Origin of the sequence: Streptomyces sp. NPDC006235 (genome assembly GCF_040613735.1) — a bacterium.
GTDB lineage: Bacteria > Actinomycetota > Actinomycetes > Streptomycetales > Streptomycetaceae > Streptomyces.
Map to the genome: position 1 here is coordinate 1 of NZ_JBEXSR010000035.1, position 18,373 is coordinate 18,373.

At 71.8% G+C, this 18,373-nt stretch carries 18 protein-coding genes and 1 riboswitch; of the genes, 12 read left to right on the forward strand and 6 right to left on the reverse strand.

Features of this window, described 5'->3' with window-relative positions:
- Positions 1-215 precede the first annotated feature (215 nt).
- A riboswitch (ZMP/ZTP riboswitch) is annotated at positions 216-302 on the forward strand.
- From ABZ192_RS31390 to ABZ192_RS31400, 3 genes are all read left to right on the forward strand, one after another.
- Positions 302-1,783, forward strand: coding sequence for a glycine hydroxymethyltransferase (locus ABZ192_RS31390; RefSeq protein ID WP_356927862.1), 1,482 nt, complete (start codon positions 302-304; stop codon positions 1,781-1,783). It overlaps the preceding riboswitch by 1 nt.
- A 102-nt stretch (positions 1,784-1,885) precedes the next feature.
- Entirely contained in the window at positions 1,886-2,899 is a 1,014-nt protein-coding gene (gene trpS, locus ABZ192_RS31395; protein ID WP_356927863.1) for a tryptophan--tRNA ligase, read from the forward strand.
- A 141-nt stretch (positions 2,900-3,040) separates the two neighbouring features.
- Positions 3,041-3,619, forward strand: coding sequence for a 2'-5' RNA ligase family protein (locus ABZ192_RS31400; protein WP_356927864.1), 579 nt, complete (start codon positions 3,041-3,043; stop codon positions 3,617-3,619).
- Between the two features lie 12 nt (positions 3,620-3,631).
- On the opposite strand, the gene ABZ192_RS31405 is transcribed toward ABZ192_RS31400, so the two are convergent.
- Both ABZ192_RS31405 and ABZ192_RS31410 read right to left on the reverse strand, forming a co-directional pair.
- On the reverse strand, positions 3,632-4,387 hold the full coding sequence (locus tag ABZ192_RS31405) for a decaprenylphospho-beta-D-erythro-pentofuranosid-2-ulose 2-reductase (RefSeq protein WP_356927865.1): 756 nt from the start codon (positions 4,385-4,387) through the stop codon (positions 3,632-3,634).
- Positions 4,388-4,406: 19 nt separating this feature from the next.
- Positions 4,407-5,789, reverse strand: coding sequence for an FAD-binding oxidoreductase (locus ABZ192_RS31410; protein WP_356927866.1), 1,383 nt, complete (start codon positions 5,787-5,789; stop codon positions 4,407-4,409).
- 133 nt (positions 5,790-5,922) lie between these two features.
- On the opposite strand from ABZ192_RS31410, the gene ABZ192_RS31415 reads away from it, so the two are divergent.
- The 4 genes from ABZ192_RS31415 to ABZ192_RS31430 are packed head-to-tail and all read left to right on the forward strand — an operon-like array spanning position 5,923 to position 8,762.
- Positions 5,923-6,444: a phosphatase PAP2 family protein gene (locus tag ABZ192_RS31415; RefSeq protein WP_356927867.1), complete on the forward strand. Its 522-nt coding sequence runs from the start codon at positions 5,923-5,925 to the stop codon at positions 6,442-6,444.
- A complete protein-coding gene (locus ABZ192_RS31420) occupies positions 6,437-7,381 on the forward strand; it encodes a decaprenyl-phosphate phosphoribosyltransferase (protein WP_356927868.1) in 945 nt (314 codons plus the stop codon). Before ABZ192_RS31415 ends, ABZ192_RS31420 begins: the two co-directional genes overlap by 8 nt.
- On the forward strand, positions 7,378-7,830 hold the full coding sequence (locus ABZ192_RS31425; RefSeq protein WP_356927869.1) for a GtrA family protein: 453 nt from the start codon (positions 7,378-7,380) through the stop codon (positions 7,828-7,830). Before ABZ192_RS31420 ends, ABZ192_RS31425 begins: the two co-directional genes overlap by 4 nt.
- The gene (locus ABZ192_RS31430) at positions 7,818-8,762 is read left to right on the forward strand and encodes a YihY/virulence factor BrkB family protein (protein WP_356927870.1); all 945 of its coding nucleotides are present in this window, start codon (positions 7,818-7,820) and stop codon (positions 8,760-8,762) included. The genes ABZ192_RS31425 and ABZ192_RS31430 overlap by 13 nt, the downstream gene beginning before the upstream one ends.
- On the opposite strand, the gene ABZ192_RS31435 is transcribed toward ABZ192_RS31430, so the two are convergent.
- Complete coding sequence (locus tag ABZ192_RS31435; protein ID WP_356927871.1) at positions 8,710-10,008, reverse strand: D-alanyl-D-alanine carboxypeptidase; 1,299 nt, start codon at positions 10,006-10,008, stop codon at positions 8,710-8,712. The two genes, ABZ192_RS31430 and ABZ192_RS31435, sit on opposite strands and share 53 nt — an antisense overlap.
- Positions 10,009-10,099: 91 nt before the next feature.
- Here ABZ192_RS31435 and ABZ192_RS31440 point away from each other — a divergent pair, with 91 nt between their 5' ends.
- The 3 genes from ABZ192_RS31440 (at position 10,100) to ABZ192_RS31450 (ending at position 13,600) form a co-directional block, all read left to right on the forward strand.
- Positions 10,100-10,339: an SCO4848 family membrane protein gene (locus ABZ192_RS31440; protein ID WP_010047056.1), complete on the forward strand. Its 240-nt coding sequence runs from the start codon at positions 10,100-10,102 to the stop codon at positions 10,337-10,339.
- Positions 10,340-10,362: 23 nt separating this feature from the next.
- A complete protein-coding gene (locus ABZ192_RS31445) occupies positions 10,363-11,865 on the forward strand; it encodes a metallophosphoesterase (protein WP_356927872.1) in 1,503 nt (500 codons plus the stop codon).
- 178 nt (positions 11,866-12,043) lie between these two features.
- Positions 12,044-13,600, forward strand: a complete 1,557-nt coding sequence (locus ABZ192_RS31450; RefSeq protein WP_356927873.1) for an ABC transporter substrate-binding protein — start codon at positions 12,044-12,046, stop codon at positions 13,598-13,600.
- A 66-nt stretch (positions 13,601-13,666) separates the two neighbouring features.
- On the opposite strand, the gene ABZ192_RS31455 is transcribed toward ABZ192_RS31450, so the two are convergent.
- Genes ABZ192_RS31455 through ABZ192_RS31465 form a run of 3 tightly spaced genes read right to left on the reverse strand, consistent with a single transcriptional unit; the run spans position 13,667 to position 15,357 of the window.
- Positions 13,667-14,410 carry a TetR family transcriptional regulator gene (locus ABZ192_RS31455; protein ID WP_356927874.1) on the reverse strand — a complete coding sequence of 248 codons (744 nt, stop codon included), beginning with the start codon at positions 14,408-14,410 and terminating at the stop codon, positions 13,667-13,669.
- Positions 14,411-14,427: 17 nt separating this feature from the next.
- A complete protein-coding gene (locus ABZ192_RS31460) occupies positions 14,428-14,937 on the reverse strand; it encodes a DCC1-like thiol-disulfide oxidoreductase family protein (RefSeq protein ID WP_356927875.1) in 510 nt (169 codons plus the stop codon).
- Between the two features lie 12 nt (positions 14,938-14,949).
- On the reverse strand, positions 14,950-15,357 hold the full coding sequence (locus tag ABZ192_RS31465; protein WP_356927876.1) for a hypothetical protein: 408 nt from the start codon (positions 15,355-15,357) through the stop codon (positions 14,950-14,952).
- Positions 15,358-15,476: 119 nt separating this feature from the next.
- On the opposite strand from ABZ192_RS31465, the gene ABZ192_RS31470 reads away from it, so the two are divergent.
- Together ABZ192_RS31470 and ABZ192_RS31475 are read left to right on the forward strand one after the other, a co-directional pair.
- Positions 15,477-15,869, forward strand: a complete 393-nt coding sequence (locus tag ABZ192_RS31470) for a hypothetical protein (RefSeq protein WP_356927877.1) — start codon at positions 15,477-15,479, stop codon at positions 15,867-15,869.
- Positions 15,869-18,340 carry a DUF4132 domain-containing protein gene (locus ABZ192_RS31475; protein WP_356927878.1) on the forward strand — a complete coding sequence of 824 codons (2,472 nt, stop codon included), beginning with the start codon at positions 15,869-15,871 and terminating at the stop codon, positions 18,338-18,340. Before ABZ192_RS31470 ends, ABZ192_RS31475 begins: the two co-directional genes overlap by 1 nt.
- Positions 18,341-18,373 lie beyond the last annotated feature (33 nt).

Below are 18,373 nucleotides of genomic sequence, written 5' to 3' on the forward strand. Positions count from 1 at the left end.
GCTACGACAAACAGCCCGACCGCTACCTCGCCGCCATAACCCTGGCCAGCACACTCATCTGGCTCGATGCGTGATCGATAAGACGCTACCTAGGGGCGCGGGGCCGCATCGATGTGCGGCTCCGCCGCGGGGCGCGACAAGCCACAGCGGCACCCGCACCAGGCAACGACGCCCACCCGGCAGATGCTCCCCCACCCCCTCACCCGGTACCCTGATCCACGGGCCGTGACTGGCGCGCTGGGATGGGACGAACCATCGGGGAGCGGCCCGAGCAGAGAGAGCCGTGCGCCTGGGCCGTACCGTGAACGCTGAACGCAACGTCCGGAGGTCCCACATGCCAGCCGAGCCCCTCTCCACCGCTTCCACCGCCTACCGCGCCGCCCTCGACGTCATCCGCGCCGTCGAGCCGCGCGTGGCCGACGCGATCGGCCAGGAGGTCGCCGACCAGCGCGAGATGCTCAAGCTGATCGCCTCGGAGAACTACGCCTCCCCGGCCACCCTGCTGGCGATGGGCAACTGGTTCAGCGACAAGTACGCCGAGGGCACCATCGGCCGCCGCTTCTACGCCGGCTGCCGCAACGTCGACACCGTCGAGTCCCTCGCCGCCGAGCACGCCAAGGAACTCTTCGGCGCCCGCCACGCCTACGTCCAGCCGCACTCCGGCATCGACGCCAACCTCGTCGCCTTCTGGTCGGTCCTCGCCCAGCGCGTCGAGGTCCCGGCCCTGGAGAAGGCCGGCGCCCGCCAGGTCAACGACCTCTCCGAGGCCGACTGGGCGGAGCTGCGCCGCGCCTTCGGCAACCAGCGCATGCTCGGCATGTCACTGGACGCCGGCGGCCACCTCACCCACGGCTTCCGCCCGAACATCTCGGGCAAGATGTTCGACCAGCGCTCCTACGGCACGGACCCGGCCACCGGCCTCATCGACTACGAGGCCCTGCGTACCTCGGCCCGCGAGTTCAAGCCGCTGATCATCGTCGCGGGCTACTCGGCCTACCCCCGCCTGGTGAACTTCCGGATCATGCGCGAGATCGCCGACGAGGTCGGCGCGACCCTCATGGTCGACATGGCGCACTTCGCCGGCCTGGTCGCGGGCAAGGTCCTCACCGGCGACTTCGACCCGGTCCCGCACGCCCAGATCGTGACGACGACCACCCACAAGTCGCTGCGCGGCCCCCGCGGCGGCATGGTCCTGTGCGACGACTCGCTCAAGGACCAGGTCGACCGCGGCTGCCCGATGGTCCTCGGCGGCCCGCTCCCGCACGTCATGGCCGCCAAGGCCGTCGCCCTCGCGGAGGCCCGCCAGGAGTCCTTCCGCGACTACGCCCAGCGCATCGTCGACAACTCCCGCGCCCTGGCCGAGGGCCTGATGCGGCGCGGCGCGACCCTGGTGACCGGCGGCACGGACAACCACCTGAACCTGATCGACGTCGCCTCCTCCTACGGCCTCACCGGCCGCCAGGCGGAGGCCGCGCTGCTCGACTCGGGCATCGTCACCAACCGCAACGCGATCCCCGCCGACCCGAACGGCGCCTGGTACACCTCCGGCATCCGCATCGGTACCCCGGCCCTGACCACCCGCGGCCTCGGCACGGCGGAGATGGACGAGGTCGCGGCCCTGATCGACCGCGTCCTCACCACCACCGAGCCGGGCACCACCAAGTCGGGCGCCCCCTCCAAGGCGGCCCACGTCCTCGACGCGAAGATCGCCGACGAGATCAGCCACCGCGCGACGGACCTCGTGGCGGCCTTCCCGCTGTACCCCGAGATCGACCTCGGCTGAAGCGCCCCGTAAGGGGCGCGGGGAACTGCGCGATCAACCACGAACGGTCCGCAGTTCCCCACCCGCCGAAACCACCCACGGCCCTCTGAGACAATAAGCAACATGGCCTCTGACCGACCCCGCGTGCTCTCCGGAATCCAGCCCACCGCAGGCTCGTTCCACCTCGGCAACTACCTCGGCGCCGTCCGCCAGTGGGTGGCCCTCCAGGAGACCCACGACGCGTTCTACATGGTCGTCGACCTGCACGCGATCACCATCCCGCAGGACCCGAAGGACCTGCGTGCGAACACGCGCCTGGCCGCCGCCCAGCTGCTCGCCGCGGGCCTTGACCCGGACCGCTGCACGCTCTTCGTCCAGAGCCACGTCCCCGAGCACGCCCAGCTCGCCTGGGTCATGAACTGCCTCACCGGCTTCGGCGAGGCGAGCCGGATGACCCAGTTCAAGGACAAGGCCGCCAAGCAGGGCGCCGAGCGCGCCTCCGTCGGCCTGTTCACGTACCCGATCCTCCAGGTCGCGGACATCCTGCTCTACCAGGCGCACGAGGTCCCGGTCGGCGAGGACCAGCGCCAGCACGTCGAGCTCACCCGCGACCTCGCGGAGCGCTTCAACGGCCGTTTCGGCCAGATCTTCACCGTCCCGAAGCCGTACATCCTCCGGGAGACGGCGAAGATCTACGACCTTCAGGACCCGTCGATCAAGATGAGCAAGTCGGCGTCCACGCCGAAGGGCCTCATCAACCTCCTCGACGAGCCGAAGGCCACCGCGAAGAAGGTCAAGAGCGCCGTCACCGACACCGACACGGTGATCCGCTACGACGCCGAGAACAAGCCGGGCATCAGCAACCTCCTCACGATCTACTCGACCCTCACCGGCGAGACCATCGGCGAGCTGGAGGAGAAGTACACCGGCAAGATGTACGGCGCGCTCAAGACGGACCTCGCCGAGATCATGGTCGACTTCGTCACGCCGTTCCGGGAGCGCACCCAGCAGTACCTGGACGACCCGGAGACGCTCGACTCGATCCTGGCCAAGGGCGCCGAGAAGGCCCGCGCCGTCGCCGCCGAGACCCTCGCGCAGGCGTACGACAAGGTCGGCTTCCTGCCCGCCAAGCACTGAACCCGCTCCCGCGCACAGGCGCACCACCGCACAGCGCTGTACATCACTTCCGTTGCGCCTGCCTGGAACCGGGTCGTGGCCGTACAGTCGATAACCGGGTGGTCGTATCAGCGACCCGCAAACTTGACGACAGGAGACGACGTGGGGACCGTAACGATCGGTGTCTCGATCGCGGTCCCGGAGCCTCACGGCAGCGAGCTCCAGCAGCTGCGCGCGGGCTTCGGCGACGCCGCGGCTCACGGCATCCCCACGCATGTCACCCTGCTGCCGCCGACGGAGATCGACGAGTCCGCCCTGTCGGCCGTCGAGGCTCATCTGGCCGAGGTCGCCGCGGCCGGCCGGCCGTTCCCGATGCGGCTGTCGGGGACCGGCACGTTCCGGCCCCTGTCCCCGGTCGTCTTCGTCCGGGTCGTCTCGGGCGCGGAGGCCTGCACCCGGCTCCAGGAGCAGGTCCGCGACCCCGCCGGGCCGGCCGCACGGGAACTGCAGTTCCCGTACCACCCCCACGTCACCGTGGCGCACGGCATCGAGGAAGCGGCGATGGACCGCGCCTTCGAGGAACTCGCCGGCTACGAGGCCGAGTGGCCGTGCACCGGCTTCGCCCTCTACGAGCAGGGCGCCGACGGCGTCTGGCGCAAGCTGCGCGAGTTCCCCTTCGGCGGCTCGGTGGTCCCCCCGCAGACCGGCCGCGTGGAGCGCGGCTCGGTCCCCACCGTCTGATCCGCTCGCGGATCAGACGGGCAGCCGCCGGAACACCCCGCGCGGCAGGTGCCGCAGCGCCGCCATCACCACGCGCAGCGCCCCCGGCACCCACACCGTCTCCGAGCGGCGCCGCAGCCCCACCTCGACGGCCGTCGCCACCGCCTCGGGCGTGGTCGCCAGCGGCGCCTCGGGCAGCCCGGCGGTCATCCGCGTCCGCACGAAGCCGGGGCGGACGACCATGACGTGCACGCCCGTGCCGTGCAGCGCGTCGCCCAGGCCCTGCGCGAAGGCGTCGAGGCCGGCCTTGCTGGAGCCGTAGATGAAGTTGGCGCGGCGGGCCCGCTCGCCCGCGACGGAGGACATCACGACCAGCGAGCCGTGCCCCTGCGACTGGAGCGAGCGGGCGCACACCAGGCCCGCCGAGACCGCGCCGGTGTAGTTGGTCTGCGCGACCCGCACCGCCGCCTCCGGGTCGCGTTCGTCGCGGGCCTGGTCGCCGAGGAGGCCGAAGGCGAGCAGCACCATGTCGATGTCGCCCTCGGCGAAGACCTTGCCGAGCACGGCCTCGTGGGAGGTGGGGTCGAGCGCGTCGAAGGCGACGGTGTGCACGTCCGCCCCCAGCCCGCGCAACTGCCCGGCGGCCTCCTCCAGGGCGGGTGACGGGCGGCCGGCCAGCCAGACCGTGCGGGTGCGGCGGGCGATCAGCCGGCGGGCGGTGGCCAGCGCGATCTCGGACGTACCGCCGAGGACGAGCAGGGACTGGGGGAGACCGAAGGCGTCCTTCATGACAGCTCCTAGGGATCGCTCAGAGATGGAGGCGGCGGGCCAGGTCGGACACGAACACCCCGTGCGGGTCCAGCTCGGCGCGCAGGGCGCGGAAGTCGTCCAGGCGCGGGTACATGGCCGCGAGCAGGTCCGGGCGCAGCCGGGCGTCCTTGGCGAGGTAGACGCGTCCGCCGGCGGCGGCCACCTCCTCGTCGAGTTCGTCGAGGAACGCGCCGAGGCCGGGCAGTCCCGCCGGGATGTCCAGCGCCAGCGTCCAGCCGGGCACCGGGAAGGACAGCCAGCCCGGGTCGGACTCACCGAAGCGCTTGAGGACGGCCAGGAAGGACGGGCAGCGGCGTTCGGAGATCCGGCGCACGATGCGGCGCAGGGCGTCCTCCTGGCCGTAGCCGACGACGAACTGGTACTGCACGAAACCGCCCCGCCCGTAGACGCGGTTCCAGTGCGGCACGCCGTCCAGGGGGTGGAAGAAGGCGGAGATCCGCTGGAGTCGGCCGGTGCGCGCGCGGGGGGCCTTGCGGTACCAGAGCTCGTTGAACAGGCCCACGGTCGTCCGGGTGAGCAGGCCCTCGGGCAGGACGCCGGGGGCGGAGGGGAGGCGCGAGGTGCGAAAGGCGAGCGGATCGCGGCGCAGCCGTGCCGGGAGCGCGTCCAGGGGCGCGTGGTCGCCGCGGGTGAGGACCGCGCGGCCGGTGGCGGCGCCCCGGGCCAGCAGGTCGATCCAGGCGACCGAGTAGCGGTAGCGGTGGTCGGTGGCCGCCAGCCGGGCCATCAGGTCGTCCAAGTCCGCCGCCCGTTCGGTGTCGACCGACATCAGCGAGGACTCGACCGGCTGGAGCCGGATCGTCGCGGTGAGGATGACCCCGGTCAGGCCCATGCCGCCGGCGGTCGCGTCGAAGAGCGACGTGCCGGGGATCACCGTGTGGATCTCGCCGTCCGCGGTGAGCAGTTCGAGGGCGAGCACGTGCCGCGCGAAGGAGCCCGAGACGTGGTGGTTCTTGCCGTGGATGTCGGCGCCGATCGCCCCGCCGACGGTGACGTAGCGGGTGCCGGGGGTGACCGGCACGAACCAGCCGAGCGGCAGCAGCACCTCCATCAGCCGGTGCAGGGAGACGCCCGCGTCGCACAGCACGGTGCCGCCGTCGGCGTCGATCGCGTGCACGCGGTCCAGGCCCGTCATGTCGAGCACGGACCCGCCCGCGTTCTGCGCCGCGTCCCCGTACGCCCGTCCCAGGCCCCGGGGGATCCCGCCGCGGGCCCCGCAGTCGCGGACGGCGGCCGCGGCCTCCTCGTACGTCCGCGGACGGATCAGCCGGGCGGCGGTGGGAGCGGTGCGGCCCCAGCCGGTGACGGTGGTGTGGTCCAGGCCCATGACGTCCGGGTCGGAATCGGTGTCGGCAGACATGTCCGTGACCGTATCGCCCCTGTGTGAGCTATCAGTTCGAGAACATGGCATCCCTCCCCGAAACGGGTGATTAATGGGATGTCGCTCAATATTGCCGGAGTTCAGGCCAGGTGGGCGTGAACAGTGAGTCCACATGGACGACCTCGACGACCTGCACGACATGGATCACCGGATCGTTTCGGCGCTCAGGGCGTGCGGCACCGACCCGCGCGTGGCGGGCGCCGCACGCGCCCTGTCCTGGGCGGGGGAACACGCGGCGCTGTGGCTGGCGGCGGGCCTCGCCGGAGCCGCCGGCGACGGCCCAAGACGCGGCGCCTGGCTGCGCGGCACGGCGCTCACCGCGGGGGCGCACCTCGTCAGCATCGGGGTGAAACGGGTCGTGCGCCGCCCGCGCCCCGCGCACGTCGAGCCCCTGGTGCGCACCGCCGGCCGGCACTCCTTCCCCAGCTCGCACGCCACCTCCGCCGCTGCCGCCGCCGTCGCCTTCGGCGCCCTGGGAGCGCACACCGTCCCGCCGCTCGCCGCCGCCGTGTGCCTCTCACGGCTGGTGGCCGGCGTCCACTACCCCTCGGACGTCGCCGCGGGCGCGGCCCTCGGTGCGCTCACGGCTCGGCTCGGCGCCCGCTGGATGAGGGGAGGGGCCCACCATGGCTGAGACGGCCGTCCTGCGGCAGCGCACCCACGAAGCACCGTCCGCGCCACCGGACAAGGGCGGTGTCCTGGCCGGTCTCCTGCGGACCGCCCGGCCCCGGCAGTGGGTGAAGAACGTCCTCGTGGTCGCCGCCCCGGCGGCCGCCGGCGAGCTCTTCTCCCGGCACGCTCTGCTGCAACTCGCCCTTGTCTTCGTCCTCTTCACCGCCTGCGCCGCCGCCGTCTACCTCGTCAACGACGCCCGCGACGCCGAGGCTGACCGCGCCCACCCCACCAAACGGCACCGCCCGGTCGCCGCCGGACAGGTCCCCGTACCGCTCGCCTACGCCGTCGGCGGCTGCCTCGGCCTGCTCGCCCCCGCCGCCGCGGCCTGGCTCTGCTCCCCGGCCGTCGCCGCCCTGCTGACCGCCTACCTCGCCATGCAACTGGCCTACTGCGTCAGCCTCAAGCACGTCCTCGTCGTCGACCTCGCCGTCGTCACGACCGGCTTCCTCATGCGGGCGATGATCGGCGGGCTCGCGCTCGGCATCCCGCTGTCGCGCTGGTTCCTGATCACGACCGGCTTCGGCGCGCTGTTCATGGTGGCGGCCAAGCGCTACTCCGAAGCCGTGCAGATGGCCGGAAAGGCGGGCGCCACACGCGCGTTGCTCACCGAGTACACCACCGGCTATCTCCGCTTCGTCTGGCAGCTCGCGGCCGGTGCCGCCGTCCTCGGCTACTGCTTGTGGGCCATGGAGGAGGGCGGCGTCCCGCACACCAGCGTGCTGCCCTGGCGGCAGCTGTCCATGGTCGCCTTCATCCTGGCGATCCTCCGGTACGCCGTCTTCGCCGACCGGGGCACGGCCGGCGAACCCGAGGACGTCGTCCTGCGCGACCGGGCGCTCGCCCTGATCGGCCTGGTGTGGGTGGCGATGTACGGCCTGGCGGTGGCCAATTGGTGACCACGCGCGCGTGGTCGGGCCCCCCAGCCCCCGGCCGCCGGGAGCTCCTGGGTTTCGCCGTCGTCGGTCTCCTCGCCTACGCCGTCGACCTGGCCCTGTTCACCTGCCTGCGCGGCCCCGCCGGACTCGGCCCGCTCACCGCCAAGGCCCTGTCCTTCGTCGCGGCCTGCTCGGTCGCCTACGCCGGCAACGCCCTCGGCACCTACCGGGACAGGCGGATCAGCGGCCTGCGCCCGTACGCAGCCTTCTTCCTGGTGAACCTCGCCGGCGCCGCCGTCCAACTGCTCTGCCTCGCCGTCAGCCACTACGGCCTCGGACTCACCTCCCAGCGCGCCGACACCCTCTCCGGCGCGGTCATCGGCATGGTGCTGGCCACGATTCTGCGGTTCTGGGGTACCCGTACATGGGTCTTCCGGGCGGAGGGCAGAGTCGGATCATGGACTGGCTGAAAAGGCTCCCGGTCGTCGGGCCGTGGGCGGAGCGGCTGATGATCACCCACGCGTGGCGGTCGTACGAGCGGCTGGACCGCGTGAAGTGGACGCGGCTGGCCGCCGCGATGACCTTCACGAGTTTCGTGGCGCTGTTCCCGCTGCTGACGGTGTCCGCCACGATCGCCGCCGGCACGCTCAGCACGGAGCAGCAGAACAAGCTCCAGGACAAGCTCGCCGAGCAGGTGCCCGGCATCTCCGACCAGCTGGACATCGCCGGCCTGGTGGACAACGCCGGCGCGATCGGCCTCATCGCGGGCGCGCTGCTGTTCTTCACCGGTGTCAGCTGGGCCGGCTCGATGCGCGAGTGCCTGCGCGCGGTGTGGGAGCTGCCCGACGAGGAGGAGAACCCGGTCCTGCGCTACGTCAAGGACGCGGGCGTCCTGCTCGGCCTCGGCGGCGCGCTCCTCGTCACCATCGCCGCCTCCGCCGTCGCCTCCGCGATGATCGGCTGGATCACCCGGCACCTGGGCATCGACGAGGGCGGCTGGAGCGGCGTCCTGCTGCACATCGCCGCGTTCCTGATCGCCGTGCTCGCCGACTTCCTGCTGCTGCTCTACGTCCTGACGCTGCTGCCCGGCGTCGAGCCCACGCGCCACCGCCTGTTCGTGGCGGCGCTGACCGGCGCGGTCGGCTTCGAACTGCTGAAACTGCTGCTCAGCGGCTACTTGCAGGGCGTGGCCGCGAAGAGCATGTACGGCGCGTTCGGCGTGCCCGTCGCGCTGCTGCTGTGGATCAACTTCACCTCGAAGCTGGTGCTGTTCTGCGCCTCCTGGACGGCGACGCAGAGCAAGCAGGACGAAGTCCAGGACGTGCCGGACGTGCCGGACGTGCCGGACGTCAGGGGCGGGTCCGGCGGCGCACCAGATCCGGCAGCGGCCAACGGCGGTTGACCAGGAACGCGCCGCCCGCGAGCAGCACCAGCACACCGCCGGTGATGCCGAGCGCGATCCCGATGCCGCCGGAGCCGTCCGCGCCCGGGGCGCCGGCCACCGGCTTCCCGGCCGTGCTGCCCGCGCCGCTCCCGGAGCCGCCGGCCTCCCCGGAGGGGTTCGCGCCGGGCTGGGAACCGGCCTGCTCGGCGCTCTTCGGCGGCACCAGCTCACCCACCGGCTGGACCTTCCCGGCCGCCTTGAAGCCCCAGTCGAACAGCCGTGCGGTTTCCTTGTAGACCTCGTTGTGATCCTGCTTCTCCGGATTCATCACGGTCACCAGCAGAACCTTGCCGTCCCGCTCGGCGACACCGGTGAAGGTGGCACCGGCGTTGGTGGTGTTGCCGTTCTTGACACCGGCGATGCCTTGGTAGACGGGCAGGCCCGCGTCACCGCTCAGCAGCCGGTTGGTGTTCTGGATCTCGAAGGACTCGCGGACCGGCTTGCCCTTCTTGTTCTTCTTCGTCTGGCCCGGGAACTTCGCGCGGACCGTCGAGCAGTACTCCCGGAAGTCCTTCTTCTGCAGCCCCGAGCGGGCGATCAGCGTCAGGTCGTAGGCGGACGAGACCTGCTTCTCGGCGTCGTAGCCGTCCGGGCTGACGACGTTCGTGTCGAGGGCCTGGAGCTCCTCGGCGTGCTCGTTCATCTCCTTGACGGTGTTGTCGACGCCCTTGTTCATGGCCGACAGCACGTGCACGGCATCGTTTCCGGAGCGCAGGAAGACGCCGAGCCACAGGTCGTGGACCGTGTAGGTCTCGTCCTCCTTTATCCCGACCAGGCTGGAACCCGAGCCGATGCCCGCCAGGTCGGAGGAGACGACCTTGTGCTTGGCCGTCCTCGGGAACTTCGGCAGCAGCGTGTCCGCGAACAGCATCTTCAGCGTGCTCGCCGGGGCCAGCCGCCAGTGCGCGTTGTGCGCGGCCAGCACGTCACCGGACTCGGCGTCGGCGACGATCCAGGAGCGGGCGCTCACGTCCTTCGGCAGCACCGGCACGCCGCTCGCCAGGTTCACCTGGGTGCCCGGCTTACCGAGCCGGGCGCCGCCCACGGTCGACATCGACGCCGGGGGAGTGGCCGACGGGCTCGCCGACGGACTGCCCGAGGGGCTCGGGGCCGCGACGGCGGCGGGCGCGGCCAGGGCGAGGGACGACAGGACGGCGGAGGTGACCAGCAGGGATCGCCTGGCGGTCTTCTTCGGAGCGGGCACGACCGGAAACGTACATGCAGTACGCAGGGAAGTCCCGCCTCCGCCCCCACCCCGGGAACGGAACCGGACAGGCCTTGGCGATACTGGAGCCATGAAGCTCAGCCGCCCCGTCTCCTGGTTCCTGCTCGCCTTCGGGGTGTGGAGCTGGGTCATCTGGATCACTTTCGTCAAGAACCTTGTCAAGGACAGCAGCGGGCTCGCCTTCGACGACGGTCATCCCACGGCGTACTTCTGGGTGCACCTGCTGCTCGCCGTCGTTTCCTTCGTATTGGGGACGGCCATCGGGGCCATCGGGTTGCGTGGTCTGCGCGCACTGCGCCGGACGTCATAACGGCAATCGGGAGACACGACACCGTGGCCATCGTCTTCGTACTCGTCGCACTGCTCGTCCTGGCCGTCATCGTGACGGCCAACTGGTACGTGTGGCGCCGCCTGTTCCGCGACACCACCCGCGGCCCGGGCCTCACCCGCCGCACGGGCGCGATCCTGATCGCCGGCGGCTGGGTCCTCGCGATCACGGCCCTGGTGGCCGAGCGCGCCGGCGCACCCTTCTGGCTCCAACAGGTCCTCGCCTGGCCCGGCTTCCTGTGGCTGGCCCTGTCGATATACCTGCTGCTGGCGGTCGTCGCGGGCGAGGCCGTACGGCCCGGGCTGCGGTGGTTCCTCGAGCGGCGGGCGAGGGCGAGGGCGACGGGCACGGGCTCCGAGCCCGGTGCCGGGGCGCCCGGCGGGGCGGGTGCGCCCGGCGGCGCCGGTGAGCCCACTGCCGCACCCCAGGCGGACGGGACCGGCGGAGCACCCCTGTCCGCGACGGCGGTCGGCCCGCAGACGGACGACGGGGCCGGTGCGCCCGGCGGTGCCCCCACGTGCGTGGCGGCGACCGCCACGCACGCCGACCCCGGCGGCACGGTGACCGCTCCCCCCACCGCCCCTCACCCCGAAGCCGGCCCCACACCCGCCACCCCCGACAGCTCCCCGCAGCTGCTCACCACCCCGGGCGCCCCCGGCAGCACCGCCTCCGCCCCCGCCGGCCCCTCCCGCCGTCTCTTCGTCTCCCGGGTCGTCGCCGGGGCCGCCGCTGCCGCTGCCGTCGGGACTGTGGGGTACGGGACGTACGGCGTGCTGCGCGGGCCGAAGGTGAAGCGGGTCACCGTGCCCCTGGCCAGACTGCCGCGCGCCGCGCACGGGTACCGGATCGCCGTGGTCAGCGATGTGCACCTCGGCCCGGTCCTGGGCCGCGGCTTCGCGCAGAAGGTCGTCGACACGATCAACGCGACCCAGCCCGACCTGATCGCGGTCGTCGGCGACCTGGTCGACGGCAGCGTCAAGGACCTGGGCCCCGCGGCGGCCCCGCTGGCGCAGCTGAAGGCCCGTCACGGGTCCTACTTCGTCACCGGGAACCACGAGTACTTCTCCGGCGCCGAGCAGTGGGTCGAGGAGGTCCGCCGCCTCGGACTCGTCCCCCTGGAGAACGCCCGCAGGGAGATGCCGTACTTCGACCTGGCCGGAGTCAACGACATCGCCGGCGAGGACGAGGGCCAGGGCCCCGACTACGCCCGGGCCCTCGGTGACCGAGACACGGCACGCGCGTGCGTGCTGCTCGCCCACCAGCCCGTGCAGATCCACGACGCCGTCGAGCACGGCGTCGACCTCCAGCTGTCCGGCCACACCCACGGCGGCCAGCTCTGGCCCGGCAACCTCGTCGCCGCCGCCGCGAACCCGACCCTCGCGGGCCTGGAGCGCTACGGCGACACCCAGCTCTACGTCTCACGCGGCGCGGGCGCCTGGGGCCCGCCCACCCGGGTGGGGGCACCGTCGGACATCACCCTGATCGAGCTGGCGTCACGGCAGGCCTGACCCTGTGAGCACGCTGTGAAACCGGACCGAAACGCCCATCGGTAAGTTCTTTCCCAACTCGGCAGATCTCCCTTCCGCCGGCTCAAACTCCTGTGATTGGGTGAGGCCGCCCCAAAGGGGTGCCCCAATGGGGTGTGGCACTGGCACAAGGGCCCACGGGCCTGGGAGGACAACGCCGATGCGATCGGTTCGCATGCGGATACTCGCGGTACTGCTGGTCCTGGCGGCCGTGGGTGTGGGCGCCTGGCAGCTCGTGCCGTCGAAGAAGGACGGCACGGCCATCACGGTCGGCACGACGGACGCCGTCACGTCCCTCGACCCGGCCGGTGCCTACGACGCCGGGTCCTGGGCGCTGTTCAGCAACGTCTTCCAGTCGCTGCTCACCTTCGCCCCCGGCGGCACCGCACCCGTACCGGACGCGGCCAAAAGCTGCGCGTTCACCGACGGCGACCTGACCACGTACCGCTGCCAACTGCGTTCCGGCCTCACCTTCCCGAGCGGCCGGAAGATGACCGGCGAGGACGTGAAGTACTCCTTCGACCGGATCATGAAGATCAAGTCCCCGGTCGGCCCGGCGTCCCTGCTCGACACCCTCCGTTCCGTGGACGCCGACGGGCTGACCGTCACCTTCCACCTGTCCTCGCCCGACGCCACGTTCCCGTTCAAGGTCGCCACCGGCGCCGGCTCGATCGTCGACCACACCGCGTACCCGGCCGGCAAGCTGCGCACCGGCAGCCGTGTCGACGGCACCGGCCCGTACACCCTCACCAGCTACACGAAGGACACCAGGGCGGTCCTCGCGCCCAGCAGCCACTACCTGGGCGCGGTCAAAGGCGGTGCGAAGAGACCCGTCGAACTGCGCTACTACGCCACCCCCGCCGCCCTGGACACCGCGTGGAAGGACAAGCGCGTCGAGGTCACGACCGACCAGCTGCCGCCCGCGGTCCTCGCCGACCTGAACCCGAGCGATCCTTCGCAGCGCGTCTTCGAGGCGGACGGCTCCGAGACCCGCAACCTGTACTTCAACACCCGCGCGGGCAAACCCCTGCACAATCCGAAGGTCCGGCAGGCCATGGCCTGGCTGATCGACCGCGAGCGGCTGGCCGCCACCGTCTACGACGGCACCGTCGACCCGCTGTACTCGCTGATCCCGGCGGGCCTCACCGGGCACACCGCCTCGTTCTTCGACGACTATCCCGAGCCGGACCGGAAGAAGGCACGGAAACTGCTCACCCAGGCCGGCGTGACCCTGCCCGTCCGCTTCACCTACGGCTACGCCAAGGGTCGCGGCGCCGGTGAGCAGGAGGCCACCGAGATCAAACGGGAGCTGGAGGCGAGCGGCCTGTTCAAGGTCACCCTCAAGGGCTACGAGTGGACCGACTTCCAGAAGCGCTGGGCGAGCGGCGAGCTCGACGCGTACGCCGTCGGCTGGGTCGCCGACTTCCCCGACCCGGACACCTTCCAGGCCGCGCTCGTCGGCACCGGCAGCGCCATGAACACCGGCTACAGCAGCAAGACCGTCGACCGGCTCATCAAGGACAGCCGGCGCTACGCCGACCGCGGCGAGGCCGACCGGGACTTCCAGTCGGTGCAGCAGACCGTCGCCCAGGACGTGCCGGTGCTGCCGCTGTGGCAGGCGAAGGAGTACGTCGTCACCACCGAGGACATCGGCGGCGGCCAGTACCTGTCGGACGGCACGGGCGTGTTCCGGCTCTGGAGCCTCACGCAGCTCTGACGTGCTCCGGGAGTCGGTGCTCTGGGAGCCGTCGCTCTGGGAGACGGCGCTCTGGGAGTGGTCGCTCTAGGAGCCGGTCCGCCGCGTGGCGGGGTCCGGGATCGCCCGGGTCATGCCCGGCAGGAAGTCCGTGAACAGCTCGTGCACCTCGCGCACGAGCGGCCGCAGCACCCGGAAGCGGGCCAGCGCGACGCCCCGCGCGGTGAGCCGGGCCCCGCGCTCGGCGAGCCGGTAGCTGCGCTCCCGGCCCTCGGTCCGGTCGAAGATCCAGTACAGGACGAGCCCCATCTGGGACAGCCACATCAACTCGGGCAGGATGTCCCGCAGTTCCTCGGCCACCTTGGTCTTCGTCGCCCCGGCCAGCACCTCCCGGTGGACGCTGATGGCCTGCTCGCGCGCGTGCTCCGACTCCGGGGAGAAGGGGCTGAGCGGGCTGTCCGGGTCGGCGGCGTTCTTGAAGAACTGCACCGCGAACTCGTGGTAGGGGGCGGCGATGTCCAGCCACGCCCGCAGCACGCCCGCGAGCCGGGCCTCCAGATCGCTCTCCCGGTCCAGGATCTCCCGGACCGCCACCTGGTGCTCGGCGGCGATCCGGTCGTAGAAGCCCTGGATCAGGTGTTCCTTGCCCTCGAAGTAGTAGTACGCGTTGCCGACGGAGACCCCGGCCTCCTTGGCGATGGCCCGCATCGTCGTCTTGTCGTAGCCGCGCTCCTGGAACAGCCGCATGGCCGTCTCCAGGATCAGGGCGCGGGTCTGCTCGGACTTGCTGGGGGTGGCGCCGTCGTCGGGGCCGTCGTTCTTCGCGGACACGGGAAGAGAGCCTAACGTCAGAGCCCCGGTGCCCGGCGAGGGGCGCAGGTGCCGTCGGCGCAGCCCGGCGCGGTGTAGGTCCAGCCGATGTCCGGGTCGTAGGCCCACCCGTCCGCCCGCCGGTACACCCGCCCGCCCCACCGCGCCCCGCTTCCCTGGCCCCGGTTCCCCTGGGCACCGCGCCACTTGGCGGCGGCCAGCACCGCGCCCTTGGCGAGCCGGGCGCCGGACGGGGTGCTGAGCCGGTGGGCGAGCGGCCGGTGCTCGCGCAGCGCCCACAGGGTGACGATCCAGGCGGCAGGGCCCCGGTAGACCTGCCCTGCGTCGCCGACGACGGTGATCTCGTCGAGGGTGGCGCCGTGGTCGAGGCCGGGAAACCGCCGCCGGGCCTCCTCGGAACCGGCCGGGACCAGCTCCAGCGGCACCAGCTGAGGCTGCCGCCGGAGCCAGTCGCGCAGGAACGCGCACAGGGAGCACTCGGCGTCGTAGAGGACGGTGAGCCGGCGGACCGGGGTGGTGGCGTTCACGAAGCGCTCCGCTCAGGCCTGGGTCTGCGGTGCGGCCCAGCCCTGCGGCGGCACCGGCGGCACCTGCTCGCGCTCCATGGCACCGCGCCGCCGGATCCGGTTGAGCACGTAGACGTTGGCCAGGTGCATCACGCCGAGCACCAGCAGCACCACGCCGAGCTTGGTCGACAGGGCCTCGAAGACGCCGCGCGTGTCGGTGATGGTCCCGTCGCCGCTCAGGTACAGCGCGACGAACCCGAGGTTGACGAGGTAGAAGCCGACCACCAGGAGGTGGTTGACGGCGTCGGCGAGCTTCTCGTTGCCGTGCAGCACGTCGGCGAGGAAGATCCTCCCGTTCCGGCTGAGCGTGCGGGCCACCCAGATGGTCAGACCGACGCTGACCAGCAGGTAGATGACGTAGGCGACGACCGTGCGGTCCATTGCCCCACCCTTCTTGAACATGTTCAAAACGCTGTCGAGGATGACCTTAGACCCCTTTTTGAACATGTTCAACATGTGCTCCCGGGTGATTGTCAGTGGTGCCTCGTACTGTCGTCGGCATGGCAATCGTGACGTTCGTCGACGAGACGACAGCGGGGGAGCGGCGGGCGGCCTGGGGGCTGGAGATCGCCGAGGAGCGGCTGACCGCACGGGAGTTGATCCGGCGCCGGGTGTTCCAGGAGGTCGCCGAGTTCAACGCCCGGACACCGGAGGTGTTCCAGGGCCTGGTGCAGCCCGAGGACACCGAGCGCGTGCTGAACGGATACGCGCTGCGCACGCCCCGCCGGATCGACCCCGAGACGCAGACGGCCCTGGCCCTGCGGGCGTTCGCGGGGAACGGGTTCCTGGTGCTGGTGGGGGACCGTCAGGTCACCGACCCGGACGAGGAGATCGAGTTGACGCTCGGCACCGAGGTCACGTTCCTCAAGCTCGTGCCCCTGGTGGGTGGCTGATGAGCGCCTTCCGCACGCCCCGGTCCCACCTGGACCGGCTGCGCAACAGGATCGCCGACGGCGACATGGGCCGGGTCGCCGACGAGGCGCTGCGGGCCCTGGACTCCAGCCGGGGCACCTGGGGCGGCAGTTGGGAGCCGGTGCTGGACCAGCTCCGCGACCTGCCCGCTGAGCGCCGCCGCGAGCTGCTGCACGCCCTGGCCGACCGCTTCGGGCAGGCCGGTGACGACACGGAGGACCGCTGCCGCCATCTCGCCCTGTGCGGCCTGGTCTCCGAGGGTCTCGACGACGACCCGCTGAGCGCCGAACGCCACCGGGCCCTGGCCGACCTGGCCCGGCGTCAGACCTTCTGGCACGCGGCCCGCTTCGACGTCCTGGCCCGCGCCGAACTGGCCGCGGGCCGCCAGCTCCCCGCGCCCGTGGTGGCCGTCGTCCGCCGCGCCGTCCTGGACGCCTACCGCGCGGACGACCTCACGAGCCTGGCCCGGCAGCTCACCGACCCTGTCCTCAACGTCGGTGAGGCATGGTCCGAACAGGCCATGCGCGACGCCGCGGCCCCCGACTGGCAGGCACTCCTCAGGCATGTGCTGACAGCCACCGCCTCCAAGCCCACCGCCAAGTGGGACAAGGGGGCGCGTGCCCTGCTGGAGACGCTGGGCGCGGACGCCGTCCGCGAGAGGCTCCTGTCCTGGCTCGCCCTCGTCGGCCGCCCCCGCACGCTCCCGCTGGAGCGCCGGGCATGGGAGCCCGACATCAACAACGCCTACGACCCGTACAACGCCACGGCCCTGCGCGGACTGGCCTGGCTCCTCTCCCTCCTGCCACCCGACCCCGGCACGGCGCGGGCCCTCGGCGCCCTGGTCGAGACCTCACTCAGGAAGGTCGCGGGCATCGGCCCCCGCAACCCCAAGGTGGCCAACGCGGGCGTCGTCGCGCTCGCCCGCGTCGACTCCGAAGCCGCCCTCGCCGAACTCGCCCGGCTGGCCACGCGGGTGACCTACAAGAACACCGCCAAGCTCCTCGACGCGGCCCTGGAGGCCCGGGCCACCGCGCTCGGCCTCAGCCGCGAGGAGATCGAGGAACTGGCGGTCCCGGCGTACGGCCTGACGGAGGCCGGCCGGGCGACGCACCACTTGGGCGAGGCGACAGCCCTGCTGGAGATCCAGGGCACCCGGGCCGTGCTCGGCTGGCGCAACGCGGCCGGCAAACCGGTCAAGAGTGTCCCGGCCGCGGTGAAGCGCGACCACCCGGACGAACTGAAAGACCTGAAGACCGCGGTCAAGGACATCGACAAGATGCTCTCGGCGCAGAGCGAGCGCCTGGACCGCCAGTTCCTGGCCCGCCGCAGCTGGCCGTACGCCGTCTGGCGCGAGCGCTACCTCGACCACCCGCTCGTCGGCACGCTGGCCCGCCGCCTGCTGTGGACGATCGACGGCACAACGGTCGGCTTCGCGGACGGAGAACTGCGCACCCTGGCCGACGAACCGCTGCGCCAGGGCGCGCTGGTCGAACTCTGGCACCCGGTCGGCCACGAGCCCGCCGAGATCGTCGCGTGGCGCGACTGGCTGGAACGGCACGGCGTCACCCAGCCCTTCAAACAGGCCCACCGCGAGGTCTACCTGCTCACGGACGCCGAGTGCGCGACCCGCACCTACTCCAACCGCTTCGCGGCCCACGTCCTGCGCCAGCACCAGTTCCACTCCCTGGCCGCGCTCCGCGGGTGGCGCAACAAGCTCCGCCTGTGCGTCGACGACTCGGCCCCTCCCGCCACCCGCGAACTGCCCCAGTGGGGCCTGCGCGCCGAGTACTGGATCGAGGGCGACGGCGAGGAGTACGGCGTCGACACCACCGACTCCGGCAGCTACCTGCGCCTGCGCACCGACCAGGTCCGCTTCTACCCGATCGACGCCCCGGAGAACTCGGCCCACTGCTCCGGCGGCGAGTACGCCATGTGGCTCCGCGACGGCCAGGACCCCGTCGCCCCGATCCCCCTGGAGGACATCCCGCCCCTGGTCCTCTCCGAAGTCCTGCGCGACGTCGACCTGTTCGTCGGCGTCGCCAGCATCGGCAACGACCCCACCTGGCAGGACGGCGGCCCCGGCGGCCGCTTCCGGGAGTACTGGACGTCGTACGGCTTCGGAGAACTCAACCAGAGCGCCGAGACACGGCGGCTCCTGCTCGAACGCCTGGTCCCCCGCCTGGCGATAGCGGACCGCTGCACCCTGGAGGGCCGCTTCCTCCACGTCAAGGGCGACCGCCACACGTACAAGATCCACCTGGGCTCGGGCAACATCCTCAGAACCCCGAACGACCAGTACCTCTGCATCGTCCCGAAGTCCGACCCGTCGGCCCCGCGGGCGGGCTACCTCCCCTATGAGGGCGACCGCATGCTGGCGGTGATCCTGAGCAAGGCGATGCTGCTGGCGAACGACACGAAGATCACGGACCCGACGATCCTGAGCCAGTTGTGAGCGGGGCCGGGGCTCGCCTTCCGCGGGACCCCG

Excerpts from the sequence above, each read along its gene's own strand:
- trpS (WP_356927863.1), top strand. The coding sequence starts at position 1,886 with ATGGCCTCTGACCGACCCCGCGTGCTCTCCGGAATCCAGCCCACCGCA.
- ABZ192_RS31405 (WP_356927865.1), bottom strand. The coding sequence starts at position 4,387 with ATGAAGGACGCCTTCGGTCTCCCCCAGTCCCTGCTCGTCCTCGGCGGT.
- ABZ192_RS31410 (WP_356927866.1), bottom strand. The coding sequence starts at position 5,789 with ATGTCTGCCGACACCGATTCCGACCCGGACGTCATGGGCCTGGACCAC.
- ABZ192_RS31415 (WP_356927867.1), top strand. The coding sequence starts at position 5,923 with ATGGACGACCTCGACGACCTGCACGACATGGATCACCGGATCGTTTCG.
- ABZ192_RS31420 (WP_356927868.1), top strand. The coding sequence starts at position 6,437 with ATGGCTGAGACGGCCGTCCTGCGGCAGCGCACCCACGAAGCACCGTCC.
- ABZ192_RS31430 (WP_356927870.1), top strand. The coding sequence starts at position 7,818 with ATGGACTGGCTGAAAAGGCTCCCGGTCGTCGGGCCGTGGGCGGAGCGG.
- ABZ192_RS31440 (WP_010047056.1), top strand. The coding sequence starts at position 10,100 with ATGAAGCTCAGCCGCCCCGTCTCCTGGTTCCTGCTCGCCTTCGGGGTG.
- ABZ192_RS31450 (WP_356927873.1), top strand. The coding sequence starts at position 12,044 with ATGCGATCGGTTCGCATGCGGATACTCGCGGTACTGCTGGTCCTGGCG.
- ABZ192_RS31465 (WP_356927876.1), bottom strand. The coding sequence starts at position 15,357 with ATGGACCGCACGGTCGTCGCCTACGTCATCTACCTGCTGGTCAGCGTC.
- ABZ192_RS31470 (WP_356927877.1), top strand. The coding sequence starts at position 15,477 with ATGGCAATCGTGACGTTCGTCGACGAGACGACAGCGGGGGAGCGGCGG.
- ABZ192_RS31475 (WP_356927878.1), top strand. The coding sequence starts at position 15,869 with ATGAGCGCCTTCCGCACGCCCCGGTCCCACCTGGACCGGCTGCGCAAC.